The organism is Nocardioides nitrophenolicus (assembly GCF_016907515.1).
In the GTDB taxonomy this organism is placed as follows: domain Bacteria; phylum Actinomycetota; class Actinomycetes; order Propionibacteriales; family Nocardioidaceae; genus Nocardioides; species Nocardioides nitrophenolicus.
Window position 1 is genome coordinate 761,980 of sequence record NZ_JAFBBY010000001.1, and the last position, 16,848, is coordinate 778,827.

At 71.7% G+C, this 16,848-nt stretch carries 17 protein-coding genes; 5 read left to right on the plus strand and 12 right to left on the minus strand.

Annotation, left to right across the window (positions count from 1 at the left end; genetic code table 11):
* Positions 1–6: 6 nt before the first annotated feature.
* Entirely contained in the window at positions 7–561 is a 555-nt protein-coding gene (locus JOD66_RS03645; RefSeq protein WP_204835572.1) for a nucleotidyltransferase family protein, read from the minus strand.
* Between the two features lie 91 nt (positions 562–652).
* On the opposite strand from JOD66_RS03645, the gene JOD66_RS03650 reads away from it, so the two are divergent.
* Entirely contained in the window at positions 653–2,089 is a 1,437-nt protein-coding gene (locus JOD66_RS03650; RefSeq protein ID WP_204835573.1) for a hypothetical protein, read from the plus strand.
* A gap of 10 nt (positions 2,090–2,099) precedes the next feature.
* Here the strand turns inward: JOD66_RS03650 and JOD66_RS03655 are convergent, their stop codons facing one another.
* From JOD66_RS03655 to JOD66_RS03665, 3 genes are read right to left on the minus strand one after another with little or no spacing between them, the layout of a single operon-like run.
* Positions 2,100–3,176: an ABC transporter permease gene (locus JOD66_RS03655; RefSeq protein WP_204835574.1), complete on the minus strand. Its 1,077-nt coding sequence runs from the start codon at positions 3,174–3,176 to the stop codon at positions 2,100–2,102.
* The gene (locus JOD66_RS03660) at positions 3,173–4,072 is read right to left on the minus strand and encodes an ABC transporter ATP-binding protein (RefSeq protein WP_204835575.1); all 900 of its coding nucleotides are present in this window, start codon (positions 4,070–4,072) and stop codon (positions 3,173–3,175) included. Before JOD66_RS03660 ends, JOD66_RS03655 begins: the two co-directional genes overlap by 4 nt.
* 22 nt (positions 4,073–4,094) lie before the next feature.
* Positions 4,095–9,011 (minus strand): NAD-glutamate dehydrogenase, encoded by a 4,917-nt coding sequence (locus tag JOD66_RS03665; protein WP_204835576.1) that lies wholly within the window; start codon positions 9,009–9,011, stop codon positions 4,095–4,097.
* A gap of 68 nt (positions 9,012–9,079) precedes the next feature.
* Here JOD66_RS03665 and JOD66_RS03670 point away from each other — a divergent pair, with 68 nt between their 5' ends.
* Positions 9,080–9,568 carry a DUF2505 domain-containing protein gene (locus JOD66_RS03670; RefSeq protein ID WP_204835577.1) on the plus strand — a complete coding sequence of 163 codons (489 nt, stop codon included), beginning with the start codon at positions 9,080–9,082 and terminating at the stop codon, positions 9,566–9,568.
* Between the two features lies 1 nt (position 9,569).
* Positions 9,570–10,052 (plus strand): DUF2505 domain-containing protein, encoded by a 483-nt coding sequence (locus JOD66_RS03675; protein ID WP_204835578.1) that lies wholly within the window; start codon positions 9,570–9,572, stop codon positions 10,050–10,052.
* On the opposite strand, the gene JOD66_RS03680 is transcribed toward JOD66_RS03675, so the two are convergent.
* From JOD66_RS03680 to JOD66_RS03695, 4 genes are read right to left on the minus strand one after another with little or no spacing between them, the layout of a single operon-like run.
* Positions 10,042–10,365 carry a HepT-like ribonuclease domain-containing protein gene (locus JOD66_RS03680; protein WP_372442418.1) on the minus strand — a complete coding sequence of 108 codons (324 nt, stop codon included), beginning with the start codon at positions 10,363–10,365 and terminating at the stop codon, positions 10,042–10,044. The two genes, JOD66_RS03675 and JOD66_RS03680, sit on opposite strands and share 11 nt — an antisense overlap.
* The gene (locus JOD66_RS03685) at positions 10,362–10,682 is read right to left on the minus strand and encodes a nucleotidyltransferase family protein (RefSeq protein ID WP_204835580.1); all 321 of its coding nucleotides are present in this window, start codon (positions 10,680–10,682) and stop codon (positions 10,362–10,364) included. The genes JOD66_RS03680 and JOD66_RS03685 overlap by 4 nt, the downstream gene beginning before the upstream one ends.
* Positions 10,683–10,737: 55 nt before the next feature.
* Positions 10,738–10,920 (minus strand): hypothetical protein, encoded by a 183-nt coding sequence (locus tag JOD66_RS03690; protein ID WP_204835581.1) that lies wholly within the window; start codon positions 10,918–10,920, stop codon positions 10,738–10,740.
* Between the two features lie 17 nt (positions 10,921–10,937).
* Positions 10,938–12,446, minus strand: coding sequence for a WS/DGAT/MGAT family O-acyltransferase (locus JOD66_RS03695; RefSeq protein WP_307823276.1), 1,509 nt, complete (start codon positions 12,444–12,446; stop codon positions 10,938–10,940).
* 154 nt (positions 12,447–12,600) lie between these two features.
* Here JOD66_RS03695 and JOD66_RS03700 point away from each other — a divergent pair, with 154 nt between their 5' ends.
* Together JOD66_RS03700 and JOD66_RS03705 are read left to right on the plus strand one after the other, a co-directional pair.
* Complete coding sequence (locus JOD66_RS03700; RefSeq protein WP_204835583.1) at positions 12,601–12,969, plus strand: cupredoxin domain-containing protein; 369 nt, start codon at positions 12,601–12,603, stop codon at positions 12,967–12,969.
* Positions 12,966–14,300: a hypothetical protein gene (locus JOD66_RS03705; RefSeq protein ID WP_204835584.1), complete on the plus strand. Its 1,335-nt coding sequence runs from the start codon at positions 12,966–12,968 to the stop codon at positions 14,298–14,300. The genes JOD66_RS03700 and JOD66_RS03705 overlap by 4 nt, the downstream gene beginning before the upstream one ends.
* Here JOD66_RS03705 and JOD66_RS03710 read toward each other — a convergent pair.
* The 4 genes from JOD66_RS03710 to JOD66_RS03725 are packed head-to-tail and all read right to left on the minus strand — an operon-like array spanning position 14,290 to position 16,805.
* Positions 14,290–14,646 carry a type II toxin-antitoxin system PemK/MazF family toxin gene (locus JOD66_RS03710; RefSeq protein WP_307823277.1) on the minus strand — a complete coding sequence of 119 codons (357 nt, stop codon included), beginning with the start codon at positions 14,644–14,646 and terminating at the stop codon, positions 14,290–14,292. The genes JOD66_RS03705 and JOD66_RS03710 overlap by 11 nt on opposite strands.
* Entirely contained in the window at positions 14,643–14,888 is a 246-nt protein-coding gene (locus JOD66_RS03715; RefSeq protein ID WP_204835586.1) for a YlcI/YnfO family protein, read from the minus strand. The genes JOD66_RS03710 and JOD66_RS03715 overlap by 4 nt, the downstream gene beginning before the upstream one ends.
* A 26-nt stretch (positions 14,889–14,914) precedes the next feature.
* Positions 14,915–16,114, minus strand: coding sequence for a CpaE/TadZ family protein (locus tag JOD66_RS29355; RefSeq protein WP_204835587.1), 1,200 nt, complete (start codon positions 16,112–16,114; stop codon positions 14,915–14,917).
* Positions 16,115–16,130: 16 nt separating this feature from the next.
* A complete protein-coding gene (locus JOD66_RS03725; protein WP_204835588.1) occupies positions 16,131–16,805 on the minus strand; it encodes a hypothetical protein in 675 nt (224 codons plus the stop codon).
* Positions 16,806–16,848 lie beyond the last annotated feature (43 nt).

Below are 16,848 nucleotides of genomic sequence, written 5' to 3' on the forward strand. Positions count from 1 at the left end.
CGCAGCCTATTGCGTCAGACGGCGCGCTGTTCGGGATACGACGAGCGCCGACGACGAGCCTCGACCACGGTGTGCGGGCGCCGGTCGACCCGCCGTCTCGTACACCGAGCGAGGCGCGAGGCGACGGTGGGGCCGCATGTGCAGCGCCAAGATGTCCGCCAAGCCATGAGGTGCGTAGACACGGAGGCTCTCCCCGTCGCGAGTGACGCCGACGGAGCAGGTCGTCGACGCGAAGGAGCAGATGGCGTCGGCCGCGCTGGCGAACGGCTCGGTGGGCGTGCCGAACCTCTCCTCGTACCAGAGATGAACGCGGGCCTCATTGCGCACCTCGACCGTGGCGACGAGGTCTCCGAACAGGGTCTCCGCCGCGGAGACGATGCGATCCTCCGCCTCCCACGACAGGTCGGAGTCGTCGAAGTAGAAGATGTCGTAGTCCTTGACTCCATATCCCGGAGGCCGACCGTCGACCGCGTTCCAGACGTTCTGGAAGACCGCTCCCGCCGTCAGCCACCGTTCTGCCAAGCCGAGCTGCGGGGTGCGGTCCACGATGGCGTGGCCCACAGGAGATCACCTTTGCTGAAACTACTCGGCCACCCTCGACACACCCGAGAAACAACGCGAAAGCGCCCGAGATCGCGTTGCACTCGAACGGATGTTCGAATACCATGAGGTGGTGATCTCGGACCTCTCGGAAGCCACGCCGGAGCAGCTGCTCCGCGCTTCCGAGGACCGCGTCCGGATGGCCCGCCAGGTCGAGGTCGACAAGCTCGAGCTGTTGCTCGCCTGGGCCGACCTGCATTCCGGTGACCCGCAGGCCGAGCCCGACGCGGTGCCTGCCAGGTTCGGCGGTCCGCGGCTCATCGCCCTCGGCGGTGACGGCACACCACAGGTCCAGGACCTCGCGCTGGTCGAGATCGCGATCGCGCGCCACGAGGCCGTGATGACCACACGCCGGGCGCTGGCCGACGCCCTCGACCTGCGCCACCGCCTCCCCCAGGTCTGGGCCGGCGTCGGCGAAGGCCGGTGCGAGGTGTGGGTGGTGCGCAAGGTCGCCCGGATGGCGCGTCGCCTCGACCGGCACCAGATCCGGCTCGTCGACACCGCGGTCGCTGCTGCGTTGGACGCAGCACCCGCGCGGGTCCTGGCGATCGCCGAGGCCAAGGTCATCGAGGCCGACACCGCCGCCCACACCGAACGGATCAAGGCCAACCAGGACAAGAAGGGCGTCTGGTTCTCCCGACCCCGCTCCGGTGGCCAGGTCGACGACCCCGACGCCAACACCGACAGCCAAGCAGGGATCGGGACCGTGTTCGCCCGCCTCGACGAGGCCGACGCCCTCGAGTGCGCCCGCACGGTCGAGGACCTCGCCACCGCACTGGCCGCGCACGCCACCCCACCTCTCGACGGGCAGGACCCGTTGCCGATGGACCACTGGCGCGCCGAGGCGTTCGCGATGCTCGCCGACCCCGCCGCCGTGCTCGCGTTCTACCGCTCGATCGAGGCTCCTGACGAACACGAAGCCGACGCCACGACTGGGGGCGCGGCGGAGATCGTCGTCCACGTCGCCCAGCAGGCCGACGGCACCCTCGGCCCCCTCGCCCGCGTCGACGACCTCGGTCCCCGACTCCTCGACCAGGTCCGCGACCTGTTGCGCCGCCAGACCGCCGTCACCCTCACCCCGGTCATCGACCTCCACACCGGCCGCTCGGTCAACGGCTACGAGCACCCCACCGACGTCAAGCACCGCACCGAGCTCAGGACGCTCGGCGACGTCTTCCCCCACGCCACCGGCCTCTTCACGAGACACGGCCGGACACCGGACCACGACCACACCACGCCCTACGACGACAACGGACCACCCGGCCAGACCGGCGACCACAACGACACCCCACTCACTCGACACCACCACCGAGCCAAGACCCACCTCGGCTACACCGTCCTACAGCTCGGACCCGACCGCTGGGTCTGGGGCACACCCCACGGCCTCTACCGCCTCGTCACCGGCGGCGGCACCCGACCCATCACCCGAGCCGAGTACCACCTCCACGCCCAGCAGGCGATCGTCCTCGCCGACGACTACGCCGCCTGAAGGCCGGTCCTCAGGTGGTCTCCCACCGGAACAGCCGCGCGGCGAGCAGGGTGACCACGACCGCGAAGCCCGCCAGGATCCCGAGCGGCGCGAGGGCGGCGGCGGGACCCTCACCGCGGACCATCACGTCGAGCATGCCGGTGTTGAAGTGCTTGAGCGGCATCAGGTCCGAGAGCCGCTGCAGCCAGGTGGGAGTGCCGTCGAGCGGGAAGAAGGAGCCGCTGAGGAAGGCCATCGGGAGGACCAGGAAGTTGGCGAGGTTGACCGCGCCCTCGGTGGTCTTGGCGAGCGCGCCGGCGAGCAGTCCGAGCGCCATGAAGCACAGGGTGCCGACGGCGACCAGCGGGAGGGCCATCCACCACGAGCCGGTGAGGGTGAGCCCGAACGCCGCGGCGCCGAGGCCGAGGAAGATGGCGAGCTGGCCGAACGCGATGAGCAGGGTCACGGCGACCCGGGCGCCGACGATGGTGCCGGTGCCGACGGGGGCCAGCTGGAGGCGGCGCAGCAGCTTGGACTGGCGCCAGCCCTGCAGGGTGGCGGCGGAGCCGAAGGCGGCGCTCATCGCGACCGCCCAGCCGAGCAGGCCGGGCGTGACGAACTGGATGACCGACAGCGACTCGTCCTCGACCCGCTCCGCCGTGAAGGAGTACGCTGGCGGCTGGCCGGTGGCGGCGACGTTGGCGCCGTCGACGAAGGCGCGCAGCGTGCCCTGGGTGACGGCCGCCTTGACCTGGTCGGTCTGGGTGTAGTGGGCGACCAGGTCCGCGCCCTGCTGCTCGATGGCGACGTCGGCGTCGCCCTTGCGGACCTGCTCGAGGGCAGCGGCCAGGTCGCTGGTCCGCTCGACCCGGAAGGTCTCGCGGAAGGCGTCGGCCGCGGCGTCGGGCAGGTCCTCGATGAGCGGGACGGCACCGACCTGGATCAGGTCGACCTTCGACTGGTCCTGGTTGCCGAGGATGCCACCGAACAGGACCAGGAACATGAGCGGGAACACGACGGCGAAGAAGACCGCCGCCTTGTCGCGCAGGAAGCCGCGCAGGATCGCGACCGAGAGTGCCCAGAACGCCGACTGCCGCTCGCCGCTCATGCGCGGTACTCCCGTCCGGTCAGGGAGAGGAACACGTCCTCCAAGGTGCCGGTCTGCACGGTCACGCCGTCGAGGTGGTCCCCCGCGGCGAGGGCGCCGACGACGCCGGCCGGGTCGCGGGTGACCAGGACGACGCCGTCGACGTCCTCGTCGACCTCGACCACCCCGGGGATGGCGGTGGCCTGGGCGGCGGTGAGCGCGCCCGGGGCGACCCGGATCCGAGCCGGGGCGTCGAGGCCACGGACCAGTGCGGCCGGGGTGTCGAACTGGAGGATCCGGCCGTGGTCCATCACCGCGACCCGGTCGCAGAGCACCTCCGCCTCGTCCATGTAGTGGGTGGTCAGCACCACGGTGCGGCCGCTCTCGTTGATCGAGGACAGCAGATCCCACAGGTTGCGCCGCGCCTGCGGATCCAGCGCCGCCGTGGGCTCGTCGAGGAAGACCAGCTCCGGGTCGTGCACCAGGGCGCAGGCGATGGACAGCCGTTGCGCCTGGCCGCCCGAGAGATCCTCGACCCGGCTCTCCGCCTTGTCGGTCAGTCCCACCCGCTCCAGCCAGTCGTCGGCGGTGGCGCGGCCGACGCCGTACAGGCTGGCGAAGGTGCGGATCTGCTCCCGGGCGGTCAGCCGCTCGAAGAACGACGACGCCTGGAGCTGGACGCCGATCCGGGGCTGGAGCCACGGGTTGCGCGGCCACACCGGCTCGCCGAGCACCTCGACCCCGCCGGCGTCCGGCTGACGCAACCCCTCGACCATCTCCAGGAGCGTGGTCTTGCCGGCGCCGTTGGGTCCGAGCACCCCGACGAACTCCCCCTCGGCGACGTCGAGGCTCACCTGGTCGACGGCGACCAGGTCGCCGTACCGCTTAGTCAGTCCGGTCACGTGGATGGCAGTCATCGCCGACGACCCTAGCCGGAGCTCAGGCGAGCAGGCCTCGCACCACCCGCAGCCCGACGGAGACCTTCGCGATGTCGGCCGGCTCGTCGGCGCAGACCGCTGCGAGCGCGCCGATCGCCTTGTCGACCACGCCGCCGGCCTGGGCCTCCCAGGCGGCGACCCGCCGGGACGCCGCCTCGGCCGGGTCGTCGGTGCCGTCGAGCTCGCCGGTGGCCTCCAGCACCTCGGCGGTGAGCCGGGCGTGCACGGCGTACAGGTCGTCGCGCAGCGCGGCCCGCGCCATGGTCTGCCACTGGTCGGCGCGCGGCAGGTCCACGATCCGGCGCTGCAGCACGGACAGGCCGAGCCGCTCCCCCAGCGCGAAGTGCACCCGCGCGACCTCGGCCGGCGAGAGCTCGTGGCTGTCGGCGATCTCGACGACGTTGAGCAGCGTGTAGGCGACGTCGAACGACGCGACCCGGCTGGCGAGGTCCTCGGGAACGTCCTGGTTGACCAGGGACGTGCGCCGGGCCTCGTACGCCGCCAGCTCGGCGCCGGTCAGCAGGTCGGGCAGCTCCAGCATGGTCTCCTGCACGTCGGTCGCGAAGAACTCGACATTGCCCTGGCTGTCGAGCGGCGGCCGCCGGTTGGTGACCAGCCAGCGCGACGCACGCTCGACCAGGGTGCGCATCTCGACCCGCATCCGGGTCTGCAGCGCCGCGTCGAGGACGTTGTCGTACTGCTCCAGCTCGCGGCGCAGGTCGAGCGAGCCGAAGATCTCGCGCGCCACGAAGTTGGCGCGGGTCAGCTCGGCCGCACTCGCCCCGGTCTCGGCGGCCAGCCGCGGCCAGTAGGTCATGCCGGCGCCGTTGACCAGGTCGTTGACGACCTGGGTCACGATGATCTCGCGGCGCAGCGGGTGGTCGCCGACCTGGTCCATGAAGTCGGTCTGGACCGGCACCGGGAAGTAGGACTGCAGGTCGAGCTCGAGATAGCGGTCCTCGGGCAGGTCGGAGGACAGCAGCTCCTCGGCCAGCACGATCTTGGTGTAGGCCATCAGCACCGCGAGCTCCGGTTGGCTGAGGGTGCCGCCGGCCTCGATCCGGCGGGCGACCTCGCGGCTCGAGGGCAGCGCCTCGAGCTCGCGGTCGAGCAGGCCCTGCGCCTCCAGGTCGCGCATCCACTGTTCGTGGACGTGCAGCAGCGAGACGGCATTCTTGGCGGCGTTGGCGAGCGCGAGGTTCTGGTCGTAGTTGTCGCGCAGCACCAGCTCGGCGACCTCGTCGGTCATCGAGGCGAGCAGCTCGTTGCGCTGCTTGCCGGTCAGGTCGCCGTCGGCCACGATCCGGTCGAGCAGGATCTTGAGGTTCACCTCGTGGTCGGAGGTGTCCACGCCGGCGGAGTTGTCGATGAAGTCGGTGTTGATCCGGCCGCCCTCGAGCGCGTACTCGATCCGGCCACGCTGGGTGAAGCCGAGATTGCCGCCCTCCCCCACGCAGCGCACCCGGAGCTGACCGCCGTCGACCCGGATCGCGTCGTTGGACTTGTCGCCCGCGTCGGCGTCGGTCTCGGTCGATGCCTTCACGTAGGTGCCGATGCCACCGTTCCAGAGCAGGTCGACGGGTGCGAGCAGGATCGCCTTCATCAGCTCGGCCGGGGTGAGACGGGTGACCCCGTCGTCGAGCCCGAGCACCGCGCGGACCTCCGCACTGACCGGGATCGACTTCGCGCTGCGCGGGAAGACGCCGCCGCCCTGCGAGATGAGGGACCGGTCGTAGTCCTGCCAGCTGGACCGGGGCAGGTCGAAGAGCCGCCTCCGCTCGGCGTACGACGCCGCGGCGTCGGGCGCGGGGTCGAGGAAGATGTCGCGGTGGTCGAAGGCCGCCACCAGCCGGATGTGCTCGGAGCAGAGCATGCCGTTGCCGAACACGTCGCCGGACATGTCGCCGATCCCGACGACGGTGATGTCCTCGTTCTGGCAGTCGATGCCCAGCTCGCGGAAGTGGCGGCGCACCGACACCCAGGCGCCCTTGGCGGTGATCCCCATCGCCTTGTGGTCGTAGCCGACCGAGCCGCCGCTGGCGAAGGCGTCGCCCAGCCAGAAGCCGTAGTCGGCCGAGACTCCGTTGGCGATGTCGGAGAAGGTCGCGGTGCCCTTGTCGGCGGCCACGACGAGGTAGGAGTCGTCCGCGTCATGACGGACGACGTCCGGCGGCGGCACCGTCTCGCCGGCCACCAGGTTGTCGGTCACGTCGAGCAGGCCGCGGATGAACGTGGTGTAGCAGGCCACCCCCTCGGCCAGCCACGCCTCGCGGTCGGAGGAGTCGGGCAGCTGCTTGGCGTAGAACCCGCCCTTCGCGCCGACCGGCACGATGACGGTGTTCTTGACCATCTGCGCCTTGACCAGGCCGAGGATCTCGGTGCGGAAGTCGTCGCGCCGGTCCGACCAGCGCAGTCCGCCGCGGGCGACGGCGCCGAAGCGCAGGTGCACGCCCTCGACCCGCGGCGAGTACACGAAGATCTCGAAGCGCGGCCGCGGCTCGGGCAGGTCGGGGATCGCCGACGGCTCCAGCTTGAGGGAGAGGTACGGCTTCGGGACCCCGTCGTCGGTCTGGAAGTAGTTGGTGCGCAGGGTGCTGCGGATGTGGGTGAGGTACGAGCGCAGGATCCGGTCGTGGTCCAGGCTGACCACGTCGTCGAGGGCGGCCTGCACCTGCGCGACCAGTGCCTCCTCCCGCGCGGCCCGGTCGGCCTCGGCGGCAGGGTCGAAGCGCACCTCGAACAGCGCCACGAGCAGCTGGGCCAGGTCGACGTTGTCGACCAGGGCCTGCTCGATGGAGTCGACCGCGAACGGGCTGTTGCCCTGCTTCATGTACTTGGCGTAGGCCCGCAGCAGCATCGCCTGGCGCCAGGTCAGCTGGGCGCGCAGCACCAGCCGGTTGAAGCCGTCGACCTCGGTGTGGCCGTCCCACATCGCCCGCATCGCCGACGCGAACAGCTCCCGGGCGTGGTCGGGCAGCACCTCGCCGTAGCGCAGGCCGAAGTCGTAGATGTGGGTGACCCGGCCCAGGCCGGTCAGGCCGTAGGGACGCTCGTCGACCACCTCGACGCCCATCGACGCCAGCATCGGCAGCACCGTGCTCAGCGAGAGCGGCTCCCCGACCCGGAACATCTTGAGCCGGGCCTCGCCGTCGGGGGCGTCCACCTCGGCGTACAGCGACTGGTCGCGGCCCTCGTCGCCACGGATCCCCTCGATCCGGCCGAGGTCGACCGCGGCCGTGCGCGGGGTGAAGTCCTCCTTGTAGGCCTCGGGGAAGGCGTCGAGGTAGCGGCGGCCGAGCAGCGCGCCGGCCTCCTCGCCGTACTCCGCGATCACGGCCTGCAGGAAGTCCTCCTGCCAGGAGCGCGACGCCTCGACCAGGCGCCGCTCGAGGTCGGCGGTGTCGATGTCGTCGGGGATCAGCTCGCCCTTGGGCAGGTGGACGACGAAGTGCACCCGCGCGGTCGTCGACTCGTTGATGCTGACGTTGAACTCGACCGCGTCGGGACCGATCCGGCCCTTCCCGATCTGCTCGGTGAGGATCTCGACGAAGCGGTGCCGGACGCCGGTGTTGTAGCGGTCGCGCGGCAGGTAGACGAGCACCGAGAGGTAGCGGGCGTAGGTGTCGCGCCGGATGAAGAGCCGCACCGCCCGACGCTCGCGGGCCTGCATCGCGGCCTCCACGATCGGGCCCAGCTCGGCGACCGGGGTGTGGAACAGCTCGTCGCGCGGGTAGGTCTCGAGAGTGTCCAGCAGCGCCGCGCCGTCGTGGCTGCGGGCGTCGTACCCACCGCGCTCGAGGACCTCGGCGACCTTCTCCCGCAGCAGCGGGATCCGGAGCAGCGACTCGGTGTAGGCCGCACTGGACAGCAGGCCCAGGAAGCGGCGCTCCCCCACCACCTCGCCGTCCGGGCCGAAGGTCTTCACGCCGACGTAGTCGAGGTACGCCGGGCGGTGGATCGTCGAGCGGGAGTTGGCCTTCGCCAGCACGAGCAGCCGCTTCTCGCGGGCCTTCGCCTTCACCGCGTCGGGAAGCTTGGAGAAGGCCACCGAGGTGTCGCCCTCGGCGGGGTGCTCGCGCAGGATGCCGAGACCGCTGCCGGGGACCGGCCGCAGCACGTCGTCCTCGGGCTCGCCCTCGACGGACACCCGGTCGAGGACGTACTCGCGGTATCCGAGGAAGGTGAAGTGCTCGTCGGCGAGCCAGTCGAGCAGCTCGGCGGCCTGCCGCACCTCGTCGGCGGGCAGCGGCGGCGGGTCCTGCTGCAGCGCGGTGACGATGTCGGCCACCCGGGCCTGCATGCCCGGCCAGTCCTCGACCGAGGCGCGCACGTCGCCGAGCACGCGCCGGCAGTCGGCCGCGACCTGCTCCGGGCTGTCGTCGCCCTCGCCGCTGAGCCGGCCGATCTCGATGTGCATCCAGGACTCGCGGATCGCGCCCTCGGCGGGCGCCGTCGAGCCGGACGAGACCGGCTCGGCCGACAGCAGCCGCCCCGACTCGTCACGACGTACGTCGAAGGTCGGGTGCACGACGGTGCGCACGTCGTGGAGGCCGCGGGACAGCTCCATCGTCGTCGAGTCGACGAGGAAGGGCATGTCGTCGACCACGACCTCGACCACCGAGTGACCGCCGGCCGACCAGCCGTTCTCGGCCACGGTGGGCGTATGGACCCGGACCTTGGCCTGGCCCGGGGCCCGCTCGAGCGCGAGGTGGTACTGGGAGGCGAAGGCGCCGTAGACGTCGAGGTCGCCGCGGGCGGCGAGCTCCTCGGTGGCGACGTGCCGATAGTAGGCCGGCAGCAGCGCGGGCAGCGCCTCACGGGGCGGCGCCCCTGATCCCTTCGCGGGTCCGGCCGCGGCGGCGGCCTGCTCGAAGATGCGGTCGCGGTCGGCCCCCTGCGAGGAGGGCAGCGTCGTCATTGACACGACTCGACACTAGGACCTTGTCGTCACGGCTCACAACCGAGGCGTGCGACATGATGTCTCGTATGCGATACCGCCGAGAGCTCGCCTACGACGCCCCGCCGGAAGAGGTGTTCGCGATGCTCGCGGACCCCGCCTTCCGGGAGAGGGTGGGCGCCGCCCAGGACGTCGTGTCCATCGACGTCACCCTCACCCCCGCCGGGGCCGGGGCCGGGTTCACCCTGGTCAGCGACCAGGTGCAGAACACCGCCGGCCTGCCCGCGATCGCCAAGAAGATCGCCGGCGACACCACCCAGGCCGTGGTCCGCGAGTCGTGGGCCGACACCTCGTCGGGCACGATCGAGATCACCGCCCCCGGCAAGCCCACCAAGGCCACGGGGACCATCCGGCTCACCGCGGCCGGCACCGGCACGTCGTACGTCCAGGAGCTCGACGTGGTCGTGAAGGTGCCGCTGATCGCTGGCAAGCTGGAGAAGCTGATGGCCGACAACATCGACGCGGGCCTCACCACCGAGCACTCGGTGGGCGTGGCCTGGCTGAAGGGAGAGCACTGAGATGGCGACCCGACTGGTGCACGAGATGACCTACGACGCCCCCGCGATCGAGGTCGCGGCCATGCTGAGCGACCCGGTGTTCCGGGAGACGGTGTGCCGCAACCAGCGCGCGACGTCGTACGCCGTCGAGATCGAGGGCAATGTCGACGCGAAGGCCGTCCGGATCGAGATGGAGCAGCCGACCGACAAGGTGCCGGCGTTCGCGAAGAAGTTCATCGGCGAGACCACCACGATCGTGCAGACCGAGACCTGGTCCAGCCCGCTGAAGGCCACCGTCACCGTCGGCATCCCCGGCAAGCCCGGCGAGATCAACGGCACCGCCACCCTGGTCGAGACCGCCGGCGTGACCAAGGAGACCGTCGAGCTGGAGATCAAGGTCAAGATCCCGCTCGTCGCCGGCAAGATCGAGGAGCTGCTCGCCAAGCTGCTCGGCAGCGCGCTGCGCGCCGAGGAGCGCACCGGCAAGGAGTGGCTCAGCCGCTGACGTCCAGTACGGCGGCCAGATCCGACAGTGGCTGACCGAGGATGTCCCGGATCACCTCGACGTCGATCCGGAAGTACTCATGGACCACGACATTGCGCAGACCGGCGATGGAGGGCCAGGGCACTTCCGGATGGTCGGCCTTGAAATCAGCCGGAAGCGCCTTCACCGCCTCGCCGATGACGGCCAAATTGCGGAGAATCGCGTCATAGGCCATCAGTGCCAGCTCAGGGGACTCGAGGTAGTCACGGTATGCGCGGCAACGATCGATGGCAGACCGGACGTCCTGAAGCCGCTCCGCACGGGAACGACTCACACCGCCACCGCGTCCGCCAGGGCGGACGCCGACACTTCATGTCGAAGCAGGTCCGCGGCGACGACGTCGACCTTGACATCCAACAGGTCGGACAGCTCTTCGGACAGTCCGGCGACTCTCAACAGCGAGTTTCCTGCGCCCGGTACGAGGTCGACGACGAGATCCAGGTCGCTGTCCTCCGATGCGTCACCGCGGGCGACTGAACCGAACATCCGAGGATTGACCGCGCTGTAACGCTGGAGGATCGCCTCGACTTCCGTACCGCGCCGGGCCAGCACGGCACGCAACCGGATGGCTGCGGGAGTCGGCTCCGTCATGGATCCAGCGTAACGACGGAGGTCACACTCAGCCACCTGCTGCCGTGGTTCGGCCTCAGTGCTCCTCACGGCGTCGTGGCTCGACGCCGTGCTCGTCCGCCTCGTCGAGGTCCTCGTCGGCCTCGGCGCGGCGGCGCACCATGATCACGATCCCGAGCACGACGAACGGCCCGAACGCCAGCACGATCGTGGCGATCTGCTCGACCGGGTGCAGGGCACCGAGATGCAGCGGGATCACGGAGCCCATGCTGCCACTCAGCTCTGCTCGCCCTTCGCCGACCCCTTGCCCGCCGACCCCTTGCCCGCCGACCCCTTGCCCGCCGACCCCTTGCCCGCCGCCTTCGTCGTCCGCCGCCCGCGGGGCGCGCGCTGCCGGGTGGCCGAGGACAGGTCGGTCAGCTCGTCGAGCGCCTCGCGCACGCACGCGCCCAGCACCTCGGCGTCGGCGATCCAGTCCCGGTCGGCCGTGATGCCGTAGTAGACCCCGCCGTCGTAGGACGTCACGCCGATCGCGAGCGGGTGCCCGGGCGTGAGCGGCGGGACGGGATAGCTGGCGAGCATCCGGGCGCCGGCGGCGTACAGCGGGGCCTGCGGGCCGGGGACGTTGGTGACCGAGAGCTGGTAGCCGCGGCGCAGCTCGATCGAGGCGACCCGCGAGCCGATGGCGTGGAAGGTGGTCGGGGCGAAGCCGGCGATCCCGGCGAGCCGGTTGGCGGCGACGCTGCGGCCGGTGTCCTTGTGGGCCTGGAAGGAGTAGGACACCTGGTGCAGGCGGACCACCGGGCTCGGCTCGCCGATCGGCAGGTCGACGAAGTGGGCGGCGATCTGGGTGCCGAGCGAGGTCGCCTCGAGCTCCTCGTCGATGACCGAGACGGGGACGACGGCCCGCACCTGGCGCATCCCGCCCATCGACTCCGAGCGGGTCATCAGCCAGGCCCGCAGGGCGCCGGTGACGGTCGCGAGGATGACGTCGTTGACGGTGCCGCCGTGCGCCTCGCGGATCCGGCGGTAGTCGGCGAGCCGGGTCTCGACGGTGACGATCCGCCGCTGCTGGGAGAGCGGGCCGTTGATGACACCGCGGGTCTTGGGCCGGCGGCCGGTGGCGGCGGCGAGGAAGGAGCGGGCCCGCTCGCTGCGCTGGTCGGCGGTGCGGGCCAGCGCCCGTGAGCCGGTGCGGACCGTGTCGAGCAGCTCGCCCGGGTCGGTGAGGTTCTCGCGGACGGCGGTCGCCAGCAGCTGGGCGGGATTCGGCGATCGGCGCGGCTGCCAGTCGTCGGGCTCCAGCGCCCGCGCCTCCGGCTGGAGGTCGAGGAGCAGCTGACCGAGGTCGACGGTGTGGACGCCGTCGACCAACGCCTGGTGGGTCTTGGAGAGCAGCGCGACCCGGCCACCCTCGAGGCCCTCGACGAAGTAGATCTCCCACAGCGGGCGGCTGCGGTCGAGCGGACGGGACACGATCCGCGACACCAGCTCGAGCAGCTGGGCGGAGCTGCCGGGCCGCGGCAGCGCGGAGCGTCGTACGTGGAAGCCGAGGTCGAACTTCTCGTCGTCGACCCACACCGGGTTGGCGAGATGACCGGGCACCGCCTGCAGCCGCTGGCGGTAGCGCGGCACGAACGCGATCCGGTCGCGGATCAGGCCGACCAGCCGGCCGTGGTCGAACGCGTCGGGACCCTCACCGGGATCGAAGATCTCGATGGTCGCGTTGTGCTGCGGCGTCTCCGCGGACTCCTGCTCGAGGAAGGTCAGATCGCGAGGGCGCACCCGATCCACCACGTGGTTCCCCCGTCTCTCTGGTCGGATCCCCGGAACACCGACGACCGGCCCCATCCGGTCGCCTTGGGATCACATGAGATTCTGGCAGACAACATCGATCATCCGTGGATTCGTCCGCGGATGTTCTGCGACAGGAGGAACCATGCAGCGGCTGCCACGGCGCGCCCTCGGTACGGCGCTCGCCGGGATCATGCTCCTCGGGACCGCCACCGCCTGCGGGTCCGACGAGAAGGCAGGATCGGACGACGAGGTCGTCACCGTCGACATCACGGTCAAGGACGGCGCGATCACGCCGAAGGGCGACCGGGTCAAGGTCGCGGCCGGCCAGAAGATCGACCTGGTCGTGACCTCCGACACGGCCGGCTCGCTGCACATGCACTCCGACCCCGAGCAGGAGTTCCCCTACGACGTCGGGACCGAGACCTTCCCGATCACGATCGACCGGCCCGGCGTGATCGAGGTGGAGTCGCACGACCCGCCGCAGATCATCGTCCAGCTCGAAGTCCGATGACCCCGCTGTCCGGCACCGTCGAAGCCCACGGCATCGGCGGTCAGGCCGACCTGCCGATCTCCCTCGAGCTCGCGGTCTCCGGAGCGGTCGCCGCACTCGTCGTCTCGTTCACCGTCCTCGTCGTCGCCTGGCGCCGGCCGCGCTATGACGCCGGCGCGCATCCCGGCCACCCCGCGCCCGCGTGGCTGGACCGCGTCACCGGCTCTCCCGCGTTCGCCATCGCCCTGCGCCTGGTCGGCATGGTGGTCGCGCTCTACACCGTGTTCGTCGCGGTGCTCGGCCAGGACAGCCTGACGAACCCGTTCTTCGGCATCTTCTACGTGTGGTGGTGGGTCGGGCTGGTCTTCGCCTCGGCCCTGTTCGGCCCGGTCTGGCGGGCGATCAGCCCGGTGCGCACCATCAACGCCGGCATCGCCCGGCTCGCCGGCAGCGACCCGGACCACGGCGTCCTGACCTATCCGGAGCGACTCGGCTACTGGCCGGCGGCGCTCGGCCTGTTCGCCTTCGTCTGGCTGGAGCTGGCCTCGACCCATCCCACCGAGCTCGGCTCGGTGCGGCTGTGGTGCGCGATCTACGTCGGCGCGATGCTCATCGGCGGCGCGGTCTTCGGCAACCGCTTCTACGAGAGGGCCGACCCGTTCGAGGTCTACTCCTCGCTGATCGCGAAGCTCTCGCCGTGGGCCCGGGTCGAGGGCCGGCTGGTGCTGCGCAGCCCGCTCGCCAACCTCGCGACCATCCCGCCCACGCCCGGCCTGGTCGGCGTGGTCGCCGTGCTCTTCGGCAGCACGGCCTTCGACTCCTTCGCCGAGTCCTCGTTCTGGGTCAAGACCTACCAGAACGCCTCGGTCAGCAAGTTCCTGCTCGACAACGTCGCCCTCGTCGTCTTCTGCATGACGGCCGGCCTGCTGTTCGCCCTGGCCTGTGCCCTGACGCCGTCGCGGGGCGAGATCCCCCGCCAGCAGCTGGCCCGTCACTACGCGCACTCGATCGTGCCGATCGTGCTCGGCTACATCGTCGCCCACTACCTGACGCTGTTCATCGACATCGGTACGCAGACCCTGGCCCGGGCGAGCGACCCGCTCGGCAGGGGCTGGGACATCCTCGGTACGGCGGCGGTCGAGCCGACGTACTGGTTCTCGTACCACCCCGAGGTGCTGGCCACGATCAAGGTGCTGGCCGTGGTGGTCGGCCACGTGGTCGCCGCCGTGGCCGCGCACGACCGCGCGTTGACCCTGCTGCCGAAGCGGGACCAGATCACCGGGCAGCTGCCGCTGCTGATCGTGATGGTGGGCTTCACCGCGGGCGGGCTGTTCCTGCTGTTCAGCGCCTGAGCGGACCGAGCGCGAGCACGACGCGCAGTCCCTGGTCCACCTCGGCCATCAGGTGGTCGGGCACCCGGCCCACGGGCCGGGCGTCGAGGTCGCGGCGGTCGACGGTGATCAGCGAGGTCACATTCGCCACCGAGTCCTTCGGCAGGCCGGTGCCGGCGGCCGGGAGGAAGACGTTGCCGGGCAGGGCAGCGGTGGCGGTGTTGGTCGTCAGGGTCAGCACGATCGTGGTGGCGAGCCGGCTGCGGTTGTAGTCGTCGGACTGGATCACCACGACGGGACGCCGCTTGGCCGGACCGCTGCCGACAGGAGCACCGAAGTCGCACCAGTGCACGTCGCCCCGGTTCACCACTCGTCGTCCATCCCGGCCTCCAGGCGCGCCCCGCCGTCGACGCCGAACCAGGTCGAGCCGTCGGCGTTGACCACGTCGACGACGGCGTCGATCGCGGCGGTGAGGTCACCGGCCTCCAGTTCGTCGGCGTACCGGCTGGCCGCCGTGGCATAGAACTGGGACCGGTTCATGCCGTGCCGTGCCGCCACCCGCTCCACGCGGGCGAAGACGTCGTCGGGAACCGAGATCGCGGTCTTCACCGGCCCAGTATAACGTGGTATGACCGTCACGCCGACTCCCTCGCCATCGCGTCGAGCAGCCGCCCGAGTCCGCGGGTGAGCGCGGACTCGCCACCCTCGACGAGCAGCCGGCCGGCGACCAGCGCGCGGTCGACGGCGGGCTGGTCGTCGGGCAGGAAGTGGACGGCGAGGTGGGGGCCGAAGCCGGCGAGCATCGCCGCCACGTCGGCCTCGCGCCAGCCGAGACCGGGCCGCATCCGGTTGACGACGACGCGGACCCGCGCGTCGGGGACCAGCTCGTGGAGCTCGGTGAGCGCGCGGGCCAGCCGGGCCAGCCCGACCGGGTCGGCGGAGCCGACGAGGAGCACCTCGTCGGCGACCTCGACCGCCTCCCGGGTCAGCCCGTTGCGCTCGGGACGACCGGTGACCTCGCCGGCGTCGGGCTCGAGGCTGAAGCCGGTGTCGAGCACCACCTGGCCGTCCAGGCGGGCCCGCTCGACGATCGCGGTGAGGGTGCCGGGACGCAGCTCGACCCAGCGGTCGGGGCGCGGCAGCCCGGTCAGCAGCCGCAGCCGGTCCGAGAGCCGGCGCTGCACGCTCTCGAACCGGGCGTCGAGCATGCCGGCGGGGACCAGGCGCGCCGCCGAGAGCAGGCCGGAGACCTCGTCGAGGACCCCGAGCTGCTGGGCGACGGCACCACCGTAGGGATCGGCGTCGACCAGCAGCGTGCTCAGCCCGCGCCGCGCCAGCTCGCCGGCGAGGCCGCTCGCCACGGTCGTGCGGCCCGGCGCTCCCCCGCCGCCCCACACCGCCAGCACCCGGCCCGCGGGTCCGGCGGCCCGCCGCGGCACCGGCTCGGCGGGCGGCGGCAGGTCGTGTGACGGCACCGGTCGGGTGGGGTCGTCCGGCAGCGTGACGACCAGCTCCGCCAGCTCGCCCACCCGGTCGGCGGCGAGGACCGTGACCACGCCGATCCGGGCCGCCCGGGGCCGGGCGAGATCGGGGTCCGTGGCGACGCCGACCACCCGGACGCCGTACGGGAGCAGGTCGGCGACGACCTCCTGGTCGAGGCCGGGCAGGTCGGCGGCGACGACCGCCACGTCGGCCTGACCGGTGCGGGCGGCGGCGAGCAGGTCGGCGACGTCGACGCATCTCTTGAGCAGCACGGTCCCCGGATGCCGGGTGAGCGCGGTCAGCGCCGACGACTCCCACGCGGCACCGGAGGAGACCAGGAGGACGACGCTCACGACGGCCACGGCGGCCTCACGAGCGCTGCAGGATCCGGATCACCGGGTCCTGCAGCGAGCCGAGGAGCGCCTCGAAGGTGGCCGCCCGATCGTCCTCGACCGCGACGACCAGCTGGCGTGCACCGCCGACGGCGAAGGTGTCGTCGTACGCCGGCGCGGCGACGACCGTCACGCCGTCCAGCGCCGGGCCGTCGGCCCCCTTCCGCCCGGCGCCGGCGCCGCCGCCGTCGGTGAGCCAGACGTCGACCACCGAGCCGGCGACGACGTCCGGCGGCACCCGGTGGGGGTCGACCTCGAGCGGGACGCGCAGCACGTCGGCCTCGTCGGCCACGCCGACCGCCGAGCGGGCCAGCAGCTCGCCCTCGCCGACCGTACGGACCAGCACCAGGCCGTCGGGGACCGGCCGGTCGGCGGCGAAGTAGCGGCCCAAGGTCGAGTCGTCGGCGAAGCGCACCCGCTCGACGACCAGGTCGCGGGCGGCGACGGGCGTGCCGACGCCGCGCTCGCCGGTCATCGCCCACACCGCGACGGTGTCGTCGGCGGCCGCCAGCAGCCGGGCGCCCAGCACGACCGAGCCGGTCACGAGCAGCACGCCGAGCCACAGTCGCGGGTCGCGCCAGGCGGGTCGCGCCGCCCGGCGCGCGGCAGGCGGGATGGTGGTGCCGGCGGAGCTCCCGAGATCCCGAGTCATCGGGCCATGATGCAGCGCGATCCCGCCACCGTCACCTGGTCAT